This window comes from Peribacillus sp. JNUCC 23 (assembly GCF_053653995.1).
Genome location: NZ_CM132202.1, coordinates 2,479,744 through 2,498,680, shown reverse-complemented (window position 1 = coordinate 2,498,680; position 18,937 = coordinate 2,479,744). Strand labels below are relative to the sequence as shown.

Here is an 18,937-nt window from a genome sequence, read left to right as displayed (position 1 = left end):
AAATGGTGAATCCAAAGAAGTTTTTCAAAATGGCAGCTCTGCCACTAATGGCAGCGATGATGCTAGCAGGTTGTGGAAACAGTGATTCAAGCTCAGGATCAGATAATAGTGAGAAAGCTGGAGTATTGGCAAAGGTTGAAAAAAACGACAAAATTGTGTTCGGTGTTAAAAACGATACTCGGCTTTTCGGTCTTAAAAATCCAAGCACAGGAGAGGTGGAAGGCTTTGATATTGATATCGCAAAAGCGCTCGCTGGTGAAATCCTTGGCGATGAATCTAAAGTGGAGTTTAAAGAGGTTACCTCAAAGACTAGAATTCAACTTTTGAAAAATGGGGATATCGATGCGATTATCGCAACGATGACCATTTCAGAAGAACGTAAAAAAGAAGTAGACTTTACTGATGTCTATTTCGATGCAGGACAATCACTACTAGTGAAAAAAGGCAGTGATGTAACAGGTATTGAAAGTCTTGCAGGTAAAACAGTGCTTGCTGTTAAAGGTTCAACCTCAACAATAAATATTCGTGAAAAAGCACCTGATGCAGAAGTGTTAGAATTTGAAAATTACTCAGAAGCATTTGCAGCTCTTAAGCAAGGCAAGGGTGATGCCCTGACTACGGATGATTCTATCCTTTACGGTATGGCTGATGAAGATCCAAGCTTTGAATTAGTCGGAGGAACATTTACAGAAGAGCCATACGGAATTGCCGTGAAAAAAGGTAATGAAGATTTTGTTAAGAAATTAAACGAAGCATTGAAAGCTCTTAAAGATTCCGGTAAATACGATGAAATCCATAATAAATGGATAAAGTGAAACTTCAATAATTGGGGGCCTCATCTCCCACTGTTTGAGTCCCGTTCAAGTGTCGCTAATACCTTCACGCAGCATAGGGAAAGCGACACTACGAACTAAGATTTAATGAATCACAGACTAGTACGCCGCGCCCTCATGTCTTCGTCTGTGTGACCCACATCCTGTGGGCCTCTACTATACCTTTGAAGACCACAAAGGTAAGTTTCGTTATCTCACCAATCGGGCTTTTACGGCAAGTTTATCCCTCCTACCGCTACTTTGATTCCTCTAAGCCTTGTAGTAGGGTCTTGACTTTCCGTTAATGGGGGATAAAGAAAGATTAATGGATTTTGGTTATAATTTTTTGGGATGGGCGTACTTGCTCATCCTGATTAGTTAGAGGAGTTGTTGTTAAAGTGAATTTCTCGATATTAACGGATAATATGGACATGTTTCTTGAAGGATTCAAGGTTACTATAATTGCAAGTATCACTGCACTTATCGCAAGTTTATTGCTTGGAGCATTTATTGCTGTATTAAGAATTGCTCCATACAAGCCATTGAATTGGCTTGGCACTACATATGTTGAATTCTTCCGCAACATTCCACTGTTAATCATTATGCTATTCGTTTATTTAGTATTTAATTTCAAAGGGCTTACGGCTGGGACAATTGCTTTAACCATTTATACAACAGCTTTCATTGCAGAGGCAATTCGCGCTGGTATACTTTCGATTCCCAAGGGTCAAATGGAAGCGGCACGTTCCTCAGGACTTACATATAGTCAGGCAATGAGAATTATTATTTTACCTCAAGCAATTAAAGTGGTAATACCTCCACTCGGCAATCAATTTATTAATCTGGTAAAGAACTCTTCTTTAGTAGCTGTCATAGCCGGCGGTGATTTGATGTATCAAGCTGATCTTATTTCAGCAAGAACCTTTAAAGTGATGGATACGTATATCTTAGTTGCTATGTTTTATTTAATATTAACCATTCCTTTAAGTCTTGGCGTAGGGTATTTAGAGAAACGCCTGGCTAAGAGTAATTGAAGGAGGGATACCGATGGATTTTATTGGTGCATATTCAGCTGATAATCTAACATTTCTAGTGAATGGTTTTTGGCTGACGCTTAAAATGGCTTTTATTGCTATTATTTTAAGCTTCATACTTGGTGGAGTTGTTGGAACGCTTCGTTTTGCCCAAATACCTGTCCTATCACAAGTACTTGCAGTGATTGTCGAGGTTATTAGAAATTTACCCTTATTATTAATTATTTTCTTTACATTCTTTGCGCTACCAGAAATCGGGATTAAATTCAAGGAAGTTCCAGCAGCTATTATTGCCTTAACTATTTTTGAAGCAGCCATGTTATCTGAAATTATTCGAAGTGGATTAAATTCAATCGATAAAGGTCAAATGGAAGCGGCACGTTCATCAGGCTTAAGTTACTTTCAAGCATTATGGCATATAATAGTACCACAAGCTTTACGAAGAATGGTACCGCCGACAGTTAGCCAGTTTATTTCCTTACTAAAGGATACGTCACTTGCGGTCGTAATTTCCGTTCCGGAACTGACACATCAAGCCCAAATTGTCTACGGACAAAAAAGCGGATACCTAGAGCCAACCTTATTGGTAGTTGCTCTCATGTATTTCATCGTGAACTATACATTATCCATACTGTCACGCCGATTAGAAGTAAAACGAACATAAAGTGAAACTTCAATCAGTAGGGGTTTTACTGCTCGTTAAAGCACGGGATAAAAGGGGTTGTCCTAAAAGGGTCTGACGACACACTCTATACATCGTTTATTATGACATTTATACATAATATAAACGATATTATATTGGATGTGGTGTTCTGATCCTTACGTTATGGGACAGTCTATTTCAATGTTTATCCAAAGTATTAAATGGTACGTAACGAATTACATAATAATATTATGTTAACTTTTAAGAAATAGATGTTTAGGAGGTTGTTCAAAAATTCCAGTAAATTAGTTTATTAATCATTCATTGTCACAAGCCAAGCTCTATCTTGAATAAGATAGATTGAGGTGGAAAACCATGGATTCATTAGAAAAACAAAAAGAAGAGACCGTTCTTTTTGAAACAGAATGTCCAAAATCAGTGGATTCTGTGAATGATTATGTAAGGGATGGTTCCTCAGAGTATATTGAACAATTATTTATGTATTTTTGTAAAACAAACCGCCATATTTAATAATGGCGGTTTGTTTTATGTGGAAAATAGCGGATCGTATATTTAATTACATTTATTTCAATAATAATATCGGTAGAATATATTAATAGGAATAACTTGTTGCTTCATAAACAAAAATGATATTTGTTTAATTAAAAAACTCGTTTTGGCACATTTTTCAATTCCGGCTAGTATTATCTAGATTGTAGTCAGCCATGCACAGATGCTGACTACTAAAGATATTCTGGTAGTACCTTACTCTTGATTCGATCAATCACATTCTTACGTTTTAACTTTTACTTCAATTATAAATCAAGCAGTCGAAATCAGATGTAGTATCATTTTGTACAAATAAAGGTCATGAAAGGAACGTAAGAGCTCCTTATTACTACTGTAAAACAATCGACATTTGTATATTTCAATAAAAACCTCGTCAGAATATAAGAAATCAAACTCACGATAACAATAGATATATCCATAATAAAAAGGCCTTTAAGGAAAAACGATACAAAAACTGTAATCTGTATTTCTAGCGTACATTTAAGAGCTAAATGCCTCCAACTCATTGATTTATGTTTTCTTGAGCGTATTCACATGGACTGGCACGAATCATTTTTATTTTCTCCACAACATCATCGTCGATATGCTATAGTTTATCCAAAGAACAGAATGATACTGAACCTGGCAATGGAGGTATACATGATTGTGCAACTTCAAAACCTTTTGTTAAAAAGAGTTCTTTTTGTAGTAGGGAGTCTAATTTTCATCTCCTATCTGTTATTTCTCAGCTACCTATTATTCTTTGCATATTATCGACAAACTGTCATCATCTTGGATTATAACCTTGTCCCGTTCAACACCATTGATTTATATTTTAATTTATTAGCTACAGGCTATTATCATGCTTGGTTCACAAATTTTTGCGGAAATATTCTAGCTTTTATGCCTTTTGGTTTTTTTGTTCCTTTACTAATTAAACGCTTTTACATAGCGAAAACAGTAATTTCGTCATCTATGGCATCACTACTCGTTGAAAGTTTGCAACTAAGTTTTCGGATTGGCAGTTTTGATGTGGATGATATCATTCTGAACACAATGGGCGGATTATGTGGGTACCTTGTAGCGAGAATTTTTATGATCATGATGAGCAAAGTAGATAAGGTAATTTGCTCCTGATTTAAGATGACTATATGTAGAGTTTGACTTAAGTAATATATGACAGCGGCGTGTTTTTTACAACTAAGGCTATTTTCTCATTTGAAAATTTAGTTAAAAAGTTTAACTGGGTAAAATAGAGGGTACAGATTAATATCTTTATGTAAATGTAGAAAAAAGGGAGGCATCCACTGTGGTTACGATCGATATTGATTATTTGTTAGCAACAACCGAAGAGTACGCAGAAGGAGTAGTTTCTTTCCCTATGAATAAAATTGATATTGATGTATTACTTGAGATTACAGAAGATTGGTAATGAACCTATTTCTCTCATAGTTCCTTAATAAAAGGCTCAGTTGTTAGCTGAGTCTTTTTGGTGTTTAACCTATAATCATGCTCTTTCAATAGTACTCTATGACATCATCCAAAAATGGAGTATAATGGGGTTCTATGCAAATGTTGAAAAAGAGAAGGTGGAAAGAGTTTGACAGGAAAAACACATATTATGGGCGGTATTGCGGCTACTGCTGCTTTTGCCCAAACATCGAACTATGATCCTGCAATAATGATTGCAGCCGGAGCACTTGGTGGAATGATTCCAGATATTTGTCATGGGGGAAGTAAAATTGGCAGAAAACTACCGTGGCTATCGAAATTCATTAATGGAGTATTCGGTCATCGTACCCTAACTCACAGTATATTATTTTTAATCATTGTTAATGGCCTACTCCTTTTATTTATCCCTTTTGAATCAATTCGGATTGGTATCTTGATTGGAATGGCAAGTCATTTACTACTGGATGCAGCAACAAAAAATGGAATCAAATTATTGTATCCTTTGGATATAACATTCCGATTACCATTAACGATGAAAACGGGAGGGGCCTTAGAATCTATCGTATTAACAGGATTGACTCTCGTTGTCCTATATTATGGAAAGGACATCTTAATGCATTATTTATAAAAAATTGCTGAAGTTTTTGGCTAAAAGATGTTTCATCTTTAGCCAGATACATCGTTATATAGTCAGTGCAAATAAAGTGAAACTTCAATCAGTGGGGGTTCTCTCCTACGCTTCTTCGATTCCTCAAACCTTGGGGGTGGGGGTGGGGGGACTGTCCGTTAATGCGGGATCAATCGTCACTACCATAGATATTGTTCTGCAATCACTAAGCAATTTTACATCCAGTGTCCTAGATAACATAAGGCATAAAATACTTAAAAAGTAACGATCAAATGCATCGCAATATGATGACGTACACCAATATGCCCTTCTTCAATAAATTGAAGAAGGGCATAAGGACGTGTCGTTCATATGCTAACACGAGATGCACCTTAATGTAATGGAATACGTGAAAGCGTCTACAAGTCGACCGGCTACTAAAAAAGGCAGAGTAGTTGGTAGTCGAGGTGTGTATGTAAAATAAACTTACTCTTCATTACGAATTACGCCTAAAAGAAAGAACATCCCAATCGTTCCTACTATAAATACAATTTTGATGATCCATAATAAAAGTTCATCCATTACACTAACCCCCTTGTTCTTTATTTAAAAGAAACATATGATTGAATTATACCACATTCAACAAAAATAAAACCAAAAATGGAACAATTAGGATTGAATTGAAAACAAGGCTGCCTCAAAAGAAAAAATTCAAACCATCCAACCCCTAATCCATTATAAGTTGCATGTGATTAAACACTAATTAAAGAGGTTGTTCAAAAAGTCTGGTAAAAGTAGCTGTCGAATTGCACAAAGCTCTGTCTCTCCGTTCCTCGAACTTCTCGGCTCTTTTTATCTTCCTTTTTGAACACGAACTTAAAGCATTTGGGGTCAGAGGTCATCCTTTTAATACATACATGTTACTTATTAAATCATACCTAACGCTTTTTTCGTCATCGCACCTACTATTCCATCTGCTTTTAGCTTTCTCGCTTTTTGAAATTCTTTAACGGCCTTTTCCGTCGCTGGGCCAAATACACCATCGCTCCCATTTGTCGAAAAGCCTAATGATGTGAGCTGTTTCTGTAATTTAGAAACCTCTGCACCCTTACTTCCGCGTTTTAAAGTAATTGCCGTTGTTACGGGAGTGGCGGTTGGATTCCCTTTTACCTTAAATCCACTACTGGCCGCAATGGATTCAAAGTTTTTTGAAGAACTTGTTATAACGACAGGAGTATTTATTGATACTGTTTCAAACAGCCACTTTACTTCATTATTATACATGCGAATGCAGCCAGCGCTCACGTAATTACCAATAGAAGCTGGATTATTATTGCCATGAATAGCATAGGTCGTTCCTTGTGTTTGTCTAGCGTTTAAGCCGAGCCAACGATTACCTAAAGGATTTTTTGGAGATCCTCCAGGGATATTCCCCTTATAATAGGGACGATTTACTATCTTATTTACAATTTTGAACGTTCCTTCAGGTGTATCTGATGTCTTGCTACCAGTGGCGACAATAAATGACTTTTTTAGCTGACTATTTTCATAATAGGCAAGCTGATTCGTGTTCTTATTAATAATAATCAGTTGTGATTTCGCAGCTGATGCAGTTTCAACTCCAAAAAACAAACAGCATGTTATGATGAATACGGTTAAACATTTTTTCATCCTTTTCCATCCTTTTCATATTATTTTTAATACAATCAGAACATTATATGGTTGGGTTTGTGATTGGATGATAAAAAGGATAGAAGTGAGAAGACTATTTTGTAGTAATTAGATAATGGAAAATGAATGATTGAATGAAGTATATCTTTTCGAAAGTCTGAATTGGTAAATCAGAGATAGCTAAATTAGAGCAACTAAACCAGATTCTATTTGGTTGCTAAAAGTGAGGAAGCTTGCGAAGATTAATATTGCGATCTAGAATCGATCATGAGGTACAATGGGCACCCTTCGTGCCAAGTAGAGTTTTTTATCAATGTAGATTGAAAATAATATTGGTACTTCTTTAATTCATCAAATCTGTATCAGAATTTCAGCACAAATAAAGTGTTACTAAATACACTATTTAAGATGATCAAAACAAGGAGGGAGCCTATTTGTCTGGCAAAAACGTAGATGAAATCATTCAACAAGGAATACACGGACAGAAGGAATTAAAACCCGAAGAAAGAAAAAGGTACCTCGGTACAATTCGAGAACGAATTATTGCTGTATTGACACAGCCGCAAGTGAGGGACAAAGAGGTTTATCAAGAATTTATGAATTTGATGAAAAAGCATCCGCAGGCACTGCTATTTGCGAACGGAAATATGGAATACTCTTCTCTAAAAAAATATATTGAAGCAGCTCAAGTTAACAAAATACCTTATAAAATGGTGATCAATAAAGATTATAATACTGACATTGGACTTGTATTGGCGTTTGAGTATGCGGTTGATAAAGAAGAGATTTTTCTAGAAAAAAAAGCTTCAAATTTAAAAATCACCAAAGTAAAAGAAAAAGGGTCTTTAGCTAAATTGACGAGTTGGTTACGAGAAAAACGCCAAGAGGTGAAAGGGAATAAGTAATTCATATGAACACGGATGTCCCAAAAAGGTCTGAACCTTTTGGGACATCCACTTATTTGTATACCAGAAAATCCGGGAGGTTTATTAAAAGATTCGGAAAATTAGGTGATTAAAGCTTGAACTTTGATAGTATAAGGTAGTACAATGAAATATAGAATTTTTATAATAAATTATATCCACAAGGGAGTCTTGGTAATGAAGGAACATGACATGGAGATCACACTAACAACAACGAAGAAAGAAAAACCGAAATCTGATCAACTAGAATTTGGCAAAGTGTTTACTGATCATATGTTTATTATGGATTATACTGAAGGAAGTGGTTGGCATGATCCACGAATCGTTCCTTATCAATCGATTACACTCGAACCCTCTGCAATGATTTTTCATTATGGACAATCCGTATTTGAAGGGATGAAAGCATACTATACAGATGACAAAGATATCGTTTTATTTCGCCCGGAAAAGAACTTCCAACGGTTAAATAAATCGAATGATCGTCTTTGCATACCTGAGGTAGATATCGATTTTGCATTGGCAGCTTTGAAAAAATTAATTGTTATTGATAAAGAATGGATTCCAGACGCAGAGGGAACATCACTCTATATACGGCCATTTATTATTTCAACTGAGCCCTACCTAGGCGTATCACCTTCCTCGCGATATAAATTTATCATCATAATGTCGCCTGTAGGTTCATATTATAAAGAAGGAATACACCCTGTAAAGATTGCTGTTGAAAAAGAGTTTGTCCGTGCAGTTGTAGGTGGAACTGGTACAGCGAAAACAGGTGGCAATTATGCTTCTAGTTTAAAAGCGCAAAAAGTATCTGAAGAAAATGGCTATTCCCAAGTACTTTGGCTTGATGGAGTTGAAAAGAAATATATTGAAGAAGTTGGAAGTATGAATGTGTTTTTCAAAATTGATGGAGAAGTAGTAACTCCTGCACTAAATGGAAGTATTCTTGACGGTGTAACAAGATCATCGATTATCGAGATGCTTGAACATTGGAACATCCCTGTTTCACAACGGAAGATTTCTATGGATGAGGTATATCAAGCTCATCAAGAAGGGAAATTGGAAGAAGCATTTGGTACTGGTACGGCTGCTGTCATTTCACCAATTGGTGAGTTTTTCTGGAATGACGAAAAGCTTGTCCTCAATGAAGGAAAAACGGGTGAATTATCAACGAAATTATACAATACCATTACAAGAATCCAAACTGGTAAAGAAGAAGATCAGTTAGGGTGGATCATGCATGTTGAAGAAAAGGTCACACAAAAATAAAAAAAGAGCAAGCTAATGGAAAATCCAAAAGCTTGCTCTTTTTTAGCTTATTAAAGCATCTTAACGTTTTATTTCTTTTTAGCTGGGTAGTTAAGAAGTAAAAGACAAATAATGATAAGGGGTTGAAATCATGCAAACTACTTCTCCGTGTTTATTAACGAAAGAAGATATGCAAAATCCTAATAAAGTACCTCCATGGTTAATTCAGGAGTACCAAACCTTTCACAAACTTGTTACTGATAAGACGTTTCCTTGCTATTTTGGAATGAAAGCTGAAAACAAGGGCGAGCTTCGCTATGCATACATTTCTCAAGATGATTGGTCCAATCTACCGAAAGCGATTGAAGAATTTCTAGAATTATTTCAAGAGCCACCATATATACGACATGGATTATTTGTTTTTGTCGAACCAGAAAAAGAAGAGGGTGATATTGCGCATTATCGAAATTACTTTTGGAATGTTTTGCAATATTTGCATGAACATGACCCGAAAGAATGGCCCCAAGAGAAACCGAAGAATCCTGACCATCATCTTTGGGATTTTCATTTTGCTGGTGAACCTTTTTTCATATTTGGTAACGCACCTGCCTATAAACAGCGAAAAACTCGTGACTTAGGGAGGGGACTTGTTCTTGGCATTCAGCCGAGAATGATTTTCAACGGACTTGAAGGAACAGAACAAGGCGGGATTATGTCGCGTGAAAAAGTAAGAGAACGTGTTGAAAAGTGGGATAACCTACCTAAACATCCGGATATTAGCCATTACGGAGACCCAGAACACAATGAATGGAAGCAATTTTTTATCGGTGATGATATTGAACCTATATTAGGAAAATGCCCATTTCACCATAAAAATCTATTGTAAGAAAAATAAATTCTCTTGTGTGTTAATGCTTGTCTAATAATTAAATAGGCTTGAATACTAAGAAAATATAGGACAACAACTATATTCTGTGTTTTCTTTACCATCTTACTTTGCTTATCTCGGAATGAGCATGTTTTTTTACATTTAAACTGTAAATATCAAACATTAGACCGATGCGATTAATGCATTATGGTCTCAATAGGAAAAGATGTATCAATTGAAACAATTGATGTGTTCAAAGCAGATATACCAAAAAATACAGGGAAAGCCTTAACCGAAAGTTCAACTAATACATGAAGGTTTTATATGTAAAATTGTACCCCTATAAGGCTTCATGTCGTTTCCCGTTTCATAATATAAAACCCGCTCCACGCAAATACAATCGAAGCAAGATAAAAGATACTGCCAATCGTCAGAAAATCAACTAAATAACCTGTAGCTATAACAGCAATTGCAGCACCAATCGATGTCCCCATATGATAGCGGCCGATTTCTTTCCCCGCTGTTTCTTTTTTTACTGAACGAGCGAGAACTGTTTTTTCGGAGTTTTTTTGTACGGCACCTAATAATCCCATCACAATCTGTAATAGATAAACCTGCCAAATTTCATAAGCGAGCGGAAAAGTGAGCAAGACCAGTGCCATACCCCAAGAATAAAGGATCAACAATGCCTTATCTCCAACACGATCGGCGAATTTTCCAATTACAGAATAACTCAGTGCTGCCGTTAATGCGAATAAACCATAAGCCCAGCCAAACTGAGAATAGCTGCTACCAGCATTTTTCAAAAGCAAAACATAAAACGGAAAAATCATGCTAGCTGCCATACCGACTGTCCCTTGATAAATAAAAAATCGTCTATAATTCATTTGTGATACTCCTCATAGAAAAGATTCAAGAATCGTCCTTTAGGATCATAGGCTTTTTTCAGAGCAAAGAATTCATCTGTCCGTGGGTACGCTTTTTCTAACTGCTCTCTTGTCGGATAATGATAATATGGAAGATAGTAACTACCCTCGTGATCTAAGGTTATATCTATCATGTTTCGGATTACTCGCTCCGTTTCTTTAATACGATCTTTACTTGTCCCTTGGTTAATAAGCATAACGAGGGCAAACATATCATCTTTTGCATAACTCATAACAGTCTCTTCATTTTTCTCCACATAACGGACGGTGATATTCAATAGGTTAAAATCTTTTTCATTTTTAAGCGTTTCTCTAAGGTCATCAATATAGGCTGTGAATTGTTCAACTGGAACAAAGTATTCCTGTAATACTTCTGTTTTGTTAAAACTATCATACTCCATAAATGTGGAATCGGAACGCATGGCATTATTTCTAGAAATATATGAACCATTAATATTCTCATTGTATACATTTTGAGTGGTCCAAAACATATTTTTCCCCCAATTATTCAAGCGAGCAAGTCCGAGAAAGAATTTGGGTATCGCAATGATTGTTTCTCGTTTTAAAGAGCTAAACTTCTCCAATTGGGATCGGTCATCTGTTTCGTAATAATCGGTTACATACATTTCTTTCAAGTAGCTGTCAGGTGCAACCGAGATTCGAGCGAGATGCATTTTAACGGCGTCGTTTTGAAGGATTTCACGGTTGAAATACGAGCTATAATCATCATAAGCTAGTGATTTTGTTTGAATTTGATAGAGTTCATCGTCTGTCAAATGTAAAGTAACATCAAGAATCACTCCGAATAATCCATATCCACCAATTACTGCATGGAATAACTCTGAATTTGCATCACGGCTTACAGTCATAATGTCACCCTGAGCGTTTAATAGACGAAATGATTCAACCGTTTCAATCAAGGCGTGATGGCGTATGTCACGACCATGCACATTTACACTTAATGAACCGCCTACTGTAAAAATACTTTGAGACTGGCTTACTTTTAAAGCAAGACCATAAGGATTGATGAACTTTTGAATATCTGCCCAAGTCGTACCACTTTGAACGGTAATTTGTTTTTTATTTTCATCTAATTTTAGAATTTTATTATATTGTTTCATATCAAGTAGGATTCCATTTGGATAAAGCGTCTGGCCTCCTTGACTGTGCTGCATACCGGCAATGGATATCGGATCATGATCAATGTTTGCGTCTAATACGATCTGTTTCAGCTTGTTTTCATCAACACCTGATTTTACCGCTTTCATCTTAACAGGCAAGAGGCGGCCTTTATCTTCTATTATCGGATTTGTAAGCTGAGATTGAAAGTATGATAAAGAATATACAAATATTATCGAATAGATTAAGATAGCGAAATATCGATTCTTGAAAATTAGTCTCGCCTCCTTCTGGAAAAATTCAGCTATACTGTCCTATATTATACCATATTATGAAAGATGCTAAATATTTTCGAAAAAACGGCTAGTTATACAGATTCATACATTTTCGATATAATGGGAAAAATAATATAAAAAGGGGGATCAATTATGACTGCATATTCGACTAGAGCTGATGTTAAAGTAGAAGAAACGTGGAGATTGGAAGATATTTATGAAAACGAGGAAAAGTGGGAACAGGATTATCAAACGATCTTGAATAGTGTGGAGAAGTTAAAGGCATTTGACGGGAAAATTGGGGATGCAGATTCACTATTTCGTTATTTATCACTTAGTGAAGAATTAGGGTATACATATAAAAAGCTATATGTATATGCAATGCTTCAGGTGGACTTAGACACAAGAGTACCCGCTGCCCAAGGGTTACTTGATCGTGCTAGTCAATTAGGGCAGAAAATTAGCGCAGCTACTTCGTTTTTTATGCCATTTTTATTAAACCTTGAAGAAAGTACGTTAAAAGCGTACATAAAAGAAGTAGAAGGACTACGTTATTTCGAGGATGATTTGCTTGATTCTTATCGCTTTAAAGCGCATGTACTGAACAAAGATCAAGAAGCAATTCTTTCGCAGCTTGGTGATGCCCTTTCTTCTCCGCAAAAAACGTTTGGTATGATTAACAATGCTGATATTAAGTTTGGAGAAGTGACAAAAAACGACGGCGAAAAAATCACTTTAACACGCGGTATGTACAGTAAATTGATTGAAAATCAGGATCGAGAAAAACGGAAGGAGGCATACAAAGCCTACTATCAACCGTATCTTCAGTTACAAAATACTATCGCGAGCACTCTTTCATCATCCATTCGAAACAATACGACGATGGCGAAAACAAGGAACTACCCTTCAGCTCTTGAAAAATCATTATTTTCAGATCAGGTTCCGCCAGAGGTATATGAAAATCTTATTTCGGCGACGAAAGAGAATATTAAACCGATGTATGACTATATAAAATTGCGCAAAAAACTTCTAGGTGTAGATGAACTACGTGCGTATGATTTAAGTGTTCCGCTTGTACAAGAGGCAAAGGAAGATATTCCATATGATAAAGCGTTTGACCTTATGATAAAAGCACTGAAGCCTCTTGGCGAAGAGTATGTATCGACTCTTTTGAACTTCAAAGAAAATCGTTATTATGATGTAAGGGAAACGCCAGGCAAACGATCCGGCGCTTATAACCTAGGTTTATATGGAGTTCATCCATTCGTTTTATTAAACCATCAGGATGATTTGGACAGTTTATTTACGTTAGCACATGAATCTGGTCATGCAATGCATTCATATTACAGCTCCAAATATCAGCCGCAAATCAGTGCTGGATATTCGATCTTTGTTGCTGAAGTCGCATCAACCGTGAACGAAATCCTATTGATTCGTTACTTATTGAACACGACAACAGACTTGAATAAAAAGAAGCATCTGCTTAACCATTTTATTGACAGCTTTAAAGGAACTTTCTTTACGCAAGTCATGTTTGGGGAATTCGAAAAAATTACACACGAAAAAGCGGAAAATGATGAGCCTTTGAATGCAGAAGTCTTTAATACTGTATATGAAACGATATACCGTGCGTATAATGGGGAAGACATTGTTTTTGACGATGAAGTGAAATTCGGTTGGTCTAGAATCCCACACTTTTATCGACCGTTTTATGTGTATAAATATGCGACGGGGTACGCGTCAGCTATTGATATCGCCGACCGAATTTTATCAGGTGATGAAGGTACACTTGAACAGTATTTAACATTTTTAAAAAGTGGCAGCTCGGAATATCCGCTTGAATTGCTAAAGAAAACTGGAGTCGATCTCACTAAACCAGAGCCGATTGAAAATGCGTTGAAGATATTTAGTGGACTAGTGAAGGAATTTGGCGAATTGTTGGAAAAGTAATATTTTGAAAGAGGCTCATCTCTAAAGGTCTAATCCTTTACTGAGATAGCCTTTTTTTAAATCAATAAATCATGCTACTTTGACAAACTTTATGAAAAGCGTACTATTGTAGAAGAACATTAATTCAAAAATTTAAGGAAGATAAAATGAACTCAACGGTAAGCTATATAAAAGAATGGCAAGTAGCATTAGAAAATGAAATCCGCCATTTAAAAAAATACGGAAGTACAAAATATCACGTTATGAATGGTCATTTGATAGATCAGGTGGATGGATTTACTTATTATTTCGAAACGATTGGATCGCTGAGGATTCCAGTCGGATCATTCGTTCGACTGGAATGGGGAGGAATCAAGCAGGAAGGTTTAGTGCTCTCGTCTGAAGGCAAAAGCATCATATTATCTTTTGAAAAAACACTTGGAGATTTGATTTCTGAGGCTTTTCTTTACCATGACCCATGGGAACTTTTGGAACAATTAATTGAGCGCTTAGACGAAGTGAAAAAAAGTAAGAAAAAGCGGCTTCGAGTCAAACGATTGATGGACCCTTCGATGGAGAGCAGGCATCCGATAGATCAGAATCATAGTAATGTTAAGGAGCTTTTTTTGCGCTCTAATTTTAATCCAATTACATACGTTTGGGGACCCCCGGGAACTGGAAAAACATATACATTGGCACGGATTGCAGCGAATCATTATTTTAAAGGAAAAAAACTTTTAGTTCTGTCTCACAGCAACCAAGCCGTGGATGTACTAATGGCAGAAATCGCTACATTTACAAAAAAGAAAAACCGCTTTAAAGAAGGCGATATTTTAAGGTACGGTTCGCAAACAGGAGAAAGCTTAGCGAGTCATCCTGATATCATCTCAAGTCAGTTGTTAGAAAAGCATGAACCTGATTTAGTTGAAGACAAGGAAAACCTAACTGAAGAGAAGCGGCTCTTAAAACAAGATTTATCAGGTTCATTTAGCAAGCGGGATACAGATCGATTAATTGAATTGGAAAAAAAACTTGGCAGAGTCATTGAAAAATTTCGTCGTAAAGAAATGGAGCTTGTCAAAGAAGCCAAAATCGTTGGTAGCACACTGGCAAAAACAGCAAGCGACAGCACACTTTATGAACAGGAATATGATTTAGTCATTCTTGATGAAGCGAGTATGGCTTATGTCCCACAAGTTGCATTTGCTGCATCGTTAGGCAAGAATATCATTGTCTGTGGTGATTTTAAACAATTGCCGCCAATTGCTTCAGCTCGTGATGAATCAGTGAATAAATGGTTAAAAGAAGATATTTTTCATTGTTCAGGCGTTGTGAATGTAGTGAATGAAGGGAAGCTCCATCCACATTTGTTTCTGTTAAAAGAACAACGCAGAATGCATCCAGATATTTCGGCCTTCACGAATAAACATATTTATCATTCCCGAGTTTGCGATCATGAAAGTGTACAAACGAGCCGTGCAAAAATTGCTAAGAGAAGACCATTTCCTAATCGTGCCTTAATGCTGTTAGAAACGAGTGGAACTGGTGAACATTGTATAGCCGAGCGGACATCGAGATCAAGGATGAATCTTTGGCAGCTGTTCTTGTCATTCCAACTACTTCATGAAGCGTATTCAAGCGGTGCACGATCCATCGGTTATGTAACACCGTATCGAGCTCAATCCCGTCTTATGGATCTATTATTACAAGAAGTATATGCGAAAGAGCTTGAACAAGCTGATATTATTGCAGCAACTGTTCATCGATTTCAGGGAAGTGAACGTGATGTAATGATATTTGACACAGTTGATAGTTATCCTGAAACACGTGCTGGTATGCTTTTGACTGGAAAGAATAGTGAGCGACTCATTAATGTCGCAATTACAAGAACGAAAGGGAAATTCATCCAAGTAAGCGATACGGACTATATTCGAAAAACCGTTTATAAAGGCAAAACATTACGTAAGCTTGTGGATCATCAAACAACCTTCGGACATACAGTTGCAACCAGGGACATTGGCAAGTGGATTCAAAATCATCATCCTAAGCTTCAGTGGATGCATGCGCGTAAGTTGGATGTTCTAGGTGAGGATATTAAAAAAGCATGTCACTCAATTATCTTGTCTATACCTGATAAAGGAATAGTTACAGAGGATTGGTTGAATATGCTGAATTGTAAGCAAAAACATGTTAAGATCACGCTTATTTCCATTCGTCCGCTTCCAGGTTTGGCTGTGCAAGAACAGATTGAAACAAATATTGCTTTTCCATTCGTCATCATTGATAAGCAATATCTCTGGCTAGGAATGCCGCTTGAAGCAACACGTAGACTTTCCCCACCTTATGTGGCTGCACGACTTGATTCAGTTGCGGTTGTTGAACATTTTCTTACCCAACTACCTAGCGTAGAATAGAAGAAACTATAAGGAGCATATCTCAAAAGGTCTGACCTCGCACTCTAAATCAGTATGTAGTGTATCTATCACTTATCCTATACTGTATTTAGTTGTTGCAGGGTCAGACCTTTCTTTGGGGACATCCCCCTTCTTAATTATCCTAGTATTACAATGTGTGAATAAATATTATTCACACAATTCCGATGAAAAATATATGATTTAATCTTGACAATCAGTTATTAGAATATTATGATAAAATTAACTTAATACTTCTTATCAAGAGAAGCCGAGGGAATGGCCCGATGAAGCTTCAGCAACCTCTACAACTAGTAGAAAGGTGCTAATTCCTGCAAGCATTGGCTTGTCAGATAAGAGTGACTACGCATAAAGTCCTCTTTCTATCAGGAAAGAGGACTTTATGTGTTTAATATAGATTAAACCCTTTGAATGTAGACCGTACAAAGGATCATAACTAATTTACTAAGAGAGAAGGTCAACAAATGCCCAATGTAGTGATTTTATCTGGAAGCCCTTCAGCAACATCTAGGACTGATGTAGTTTTAAAATTTGTTCAATCGTTGTTAGAAAAGGAGAATATAACGGTAAAGTATATTTCCGTTTTAGATATTTCTGCTGAGGATTTGCTTTATGCACGCTATAATAGCACGGGAATTAAACAAATAGCAAAATCAATCGAGGAAGCGGATGGGGTGATTATTGGTTCACCTGTGTACAAAGCTTCTTATACAGGTATTTTAAAATCTCTAATCGATTTATTACCAGAAAGTGCGTTTAAAGGAATTCCAGTGTTACCGCTAATGGTAGGTGGGAGTAAAGCGCATTTATTAGCAATCGATTTTGCCTTAAAACCGCTTATAACTACTTTAAAAGGAAGAGCCACTCAAGGGACTTATATTATAGATAATCAAATTGATAAAGAAAATAGTATACAGCCTATTACTGATCAAGATATTCAAACTCGACTTAATAACGATTTAGAGGAGTTTCTCCAAACTATTAAACAAACTAAACCAATAATCGCTTAAGACTACATTTAGCACCAATTTAAATCATTAAAAAACGAATGGGTGGTAATGATTATGACAAAAAAAAGAATTTATTTAAATGCATTTGATATGAACTGCGCAGGGCATCAATCCCCTGGGCTTTGGACACATCCAGACGATCAATCATCTACGTACAAAGATGCAGAATACTGGACGCATCTTGCAAAAGTACTGGAAAAAGGGAGATTCGATGCCATATTCCTTGCCGATGTCCTTGGAACATATGATGTATACCAAGGTTCTCGCGATGCAGCAGTTCGTCAGGGTGCTCAAGTTCCAGTCAATGATCCCGCATTTGTTGTTCCGATCATGGCGCAAGTTACAAAGCACTTAGGATTTGGCTTAACTGCGTCGACAAGCTATGAACATCCCTATCTATTTGCTCGACGAATTTCGACATTGGATCATTTAACAAAAGGGAGAATCGGTTGGAATATCGTAACATCTTATTTAAATAGTGCTGCACGCAATCTTGGCTTAGATCAACAAATTAATCATGATAATCGTTATGATATAGCTGATGAATACTTAGATGTTGTCTATAAACTATGGGAAGCTAGTTGGGAAGATGATGCAGTCGTAGTGGATAAGGAAAAAGGGATTTATGCAGATCCAGAAAAAGTTCATGATATCGATCATGATGGTGAATTTTATAAAGTTCCAGGAGCTCACCTATGTGAACCTTCACCACAACGTACTCCTGTAATATTCCAAGCTGGGGCATCACCAAAAGGAACGAAATTTGCAGCAAAGCATGCAGAACTTGTTTTCATTGGTTCAACATCGATGGAACGTACAAAAGACACGGTTACCTCTTTTAGAGAAGAGGCAGTGAAGGCAGGTCGGAAAGCAGATGAAATCAAGATTCTTACATTGATTACGCCAATTGTTGGTGCGACTCAAGAAGAGGCTGAAGCTAAATATTTGGATTATAAAAAGCATGCCAGTTATGAGGGCTCACTTGCATTATTCGGTGGCTGGACTGGTGTGGATATGGAAGGGGTGGACCCTAAGGAAAAAATTCAATATGTAAAGAATGATGCCATCCAATCTACATTAAAATCGATGTCCGATTTTACTGTTGAAGAAGTCGCCGAATTTATTGGAGTAGGAGGCATGGGACCTGTTGTTGTTGGTTCGCCTGAACAAGTGGCAGATTCTTTAGAGGAATGGATCGATGTTACAGGAGTGGATGGTTTTAATATTGCTTATGCGGTTACACCTGGTACTTTTGAAGAATTTGTTGAATATGTGATTCCAATTTTACAAGAGCGAGGTTTAGTCAGAAAAGAATACGAAGAAGGAACCTTCCGAAACAACCTATTTGGCAGTGATTATTTGCCAGATCACCATCATGGAAGACAATATCGTAAAAGACTTTTTCCAGCAACTAGTCTGTAACTTGTTAACTAGATATA

Annotated in this window: 17 protein-coding genes and 1 riboswitch; of the genes, 14 read left to right on the top strand and 3 right to left on the bottom strand. The window is 36.7% G+C overall.

Features of this window, described 5'->3' with window-relative positions; genetic code table 11:
- Positions 1-2: 2 nt before the first annotated feature.
- From JNUCC23_RS12115 to JNUCC23_RS12085, 7 genes are all read left to right on the top strand, one after another.
- On the top strand, positions 3-815 hold the full coding sequence (locus tag JNUCC23_RS12115) for a transporter substrate-binding domain-containing protein (protein WP_403071125.1): 813 nt from the start codon (positions 3-5) through the stop codon (positions 813-815).
- A gap of 422 nt (positions 816-1,237) precedes the next feature.
- Positions 1,238-1,846 (top strand): amino acid ABC transporter permease, encoded by a 609-nt coding sequence (locus JNUCC23_RS12110; protein WP_082675109.1) that lies wholly within the window; start codon positions 1,238-1,240, stop codon positions 1,844-1,846.
- A gap of 13 nt (positions 1,847-1,859) precedes the next feature.
- The gene (locus JNUCC23_RS12105) at positions 1,860-2,510 is read left to right on the top strand and encodes an amino acid ABC transporter permease (RefSeq protein ID WP_403071128.1); all 651 of its coding nucleotides are present in this window, start codon (positions 1,860-1,862) and stop codon (positions 2,508-2,510) included.
- A gap of 354 nt (positions 2,511-2,864) precedes the next feature.
- Positions 2,865-3,020, top strand: a complete 156-nt coding sequence (locus tag JNUCC23_RS12100) for a hypothetical protein (RefSeq protein WP_403071131.1) — start codon at positions 2,865-2,867, stop codon at positions 3,018-3,020.
- Between the two features lie 678 nt (positions 3,021-3,698).
- On the top strand, positions 3,699-4,175 hold the full coding sequence (locus tag JNUCC23_RS12095) for a VanZ family protein (protein WP_454211658.1): 477 nt from the start codon (positions 3,699-3,701) through the stop codon (positions 4,173-4,175).
- A gap of 172 nt (positions 4,176-4,347) precedes the next feature.
- Positions 4,348-4,470, top strand: a complete 123-nt coding sequence (locus tag JNUCC23_RS12090; RefSeq protein ID WP_403071137.1) for a hypothetical protein — start codon at positions 4,348-4,350, stop codon at positions 4,468-4,470.
- A 168-nt stretch (positions 4,471-4,638) separates the two neighbouring features.
- Positions 4,639-5,118: a metal-dependent hydrolase gene (locus JNUCC23_RS12085; RefSeq protein ID WP_062179252.1), complete on the top strand. Its 480-nt coding sequence runs from the start codon at positions 4,639-4,641 to the stop codon at positions 5,116-5,118.
- Between the two features lie 906 nt (positions 5,119-6,024).
- Here JNUCC23_RS12085 and JNUCC23_RS12080 read toward each other — a convergent pair.
- Complete coding sequence (locus JNUCC23_RS12080) at positions 6,025-6,768, bottom strand: L,D-transpeptidase family protein (protein ID WP_403071140.1); 744 nt, start codon at positions 6,766-6,768, stop codon at positions 6,025-6,027.
- A gap of 434 nt (positions 6,769-7,202) precedes the next feature.
- Here JNUCC23_RS12080 and JNUCC23_RS12075 point away from each other — a divergent pair, with 434 nt between their 5' ends.
- The 3 genes from JNUCC23_RS12075 (at position 7,203) to JNUCC23_RS12065 (ending at position 9,825) form a co-directional block, all read left to right on the top strand.
- Positions 7,203-7,673, top strand: coding sequence for a YueI family protein (locus JNUCC23_RS12075; RefSeq protein ID WP_062179258.1), 471 nt, complete (start codon positions 7,203-7,205; stop codon positions 7,671-7,673).
- 195 nt (positions 7,674-7,868) lie between these two features.
- Positions 7,869-8,960: a branched-chain amino acid aminotransferase gene (locus JNUCC23_RS12070; protein WP_062179261.1), complete on the top strand. Its 1,092-nt coding sequence runs from the start codon at positions 7,869-7,871 to the stop codon at positions 8,958-8,960.
- A 130-nt stretch (positions 8,961-9,090) separates the two neighbouring features.
- The gene (locus tag JNUCC23_RS12065; RefSeq protein WP_454211655.1) at positions 9,091-9,825 is read left to right on the top strand and encodes a YqcI/YcgG family protein; all 735 of its coding nucleotides are present in this window, start codon (positions 9,091-9,093) and stop codon (positions 9,823-9,825) included.
- Positions 9,826-10,157: 332 nt separating this feature from the next.
- On the opposite strand, the gene JNUCC23_RS12060 is transcribed toward JNUCC23_RS12065, so the two are convergent.
- Positions 10,158-10,694, bottom strand: coding sequence for an MFS transporter (locus tag JNUCC23_RS12060; RefSeq protein WP_403071153.1), 537 nt, complete (start codon positions 10,692-10,694; stop codon positions 10,158-10,160).
- A complete protein-coding gene (locus tag JNUCC23_RS12055; RefSeq protein WP_454211653.1) occupies positions 10,691-12,013 on the bottom strand; it encodes an FAD-binding protein in 1,323 nt (440 codons plus the stop codon). Before JNUCC23_RS12055 ends, JNUCC23_RS12060 begins: the two co-directional genes overlap by 4 nt.
- Positions 12,014-12,280: 267 nt before the next feature.
- Between JNUCC23_RS12055 and pepF the strand changes: the two genes are divergently transcribed.
- The 4 genes from pepF to JNUCC23_RS12035 all read left to right on the top strand — a co-directional run bounded on the left by pepF (position 12,281) and on the right by JNUCC23_RS12035 (position 18,920).
- Positions 12,281-14,077: an oligoendopeptidase F gene (gene pepF, locus JNUCC23_RS12050; protein WP_454211651.1), complete on the top strand. Its 1,797-nt coding sequence runs from the start codon at positions 12,281-12,283 to the stop codon at positions 14,075-14,077.
- 146 nt (positions 14,078-14,223) lie between these two features.
- The gene (locus tag JNUCC23_RS12045) at positions 14,224-16,470 is read left to right on the top strand and encodes an AAA domain-containing protein (protein ID WP_403071162.1); all 2,247 of its coding nucleotides are present in this window, start codon (positions 14,224-14,226) and stop codon (positions 16,468-16,470) included.
- A gap of 252 nt (positions 16,471-16,722) precedes the next feature.
- Positions 16,723-16,827, top strand: a riboswitch (SAM riboswitch).
- A gap of 125 nt (positions 16,828-16,952) precedes the next feature.
- Positions 16,953-17,498 carry an NADPH-dependent FMN reductase gene (gene ssuE / locus JNUCC23_RS12040; RefSeq protein WP_403071165.1) on the top strand — a complete coding sequence of 182 codons (546 nt, stop codon included), beginning with the start codon at positions 16,953-16,955 and terminating at the stop codon, positions 17,496-17,498.
- Positions 17,499-17,552: 54 nt separating this feature from the next.
- Positions 17,553-18,920 carry an LLM class flavin-dependent oxidoreductase gene (locus JNUCC23_RS12035; RefSeq protein ID WP_062179282.1) on the top strand — a complete coding sequence of 456 codons (1,368 nt, stop codon included), beginning with the start codon at positions 17,553-17,555 and terminating at the stop codon, positions 18,918-18,920.
- The last annotated feature ends 17 nt before the right edge of the window (positions 18,921-18,937 follow it).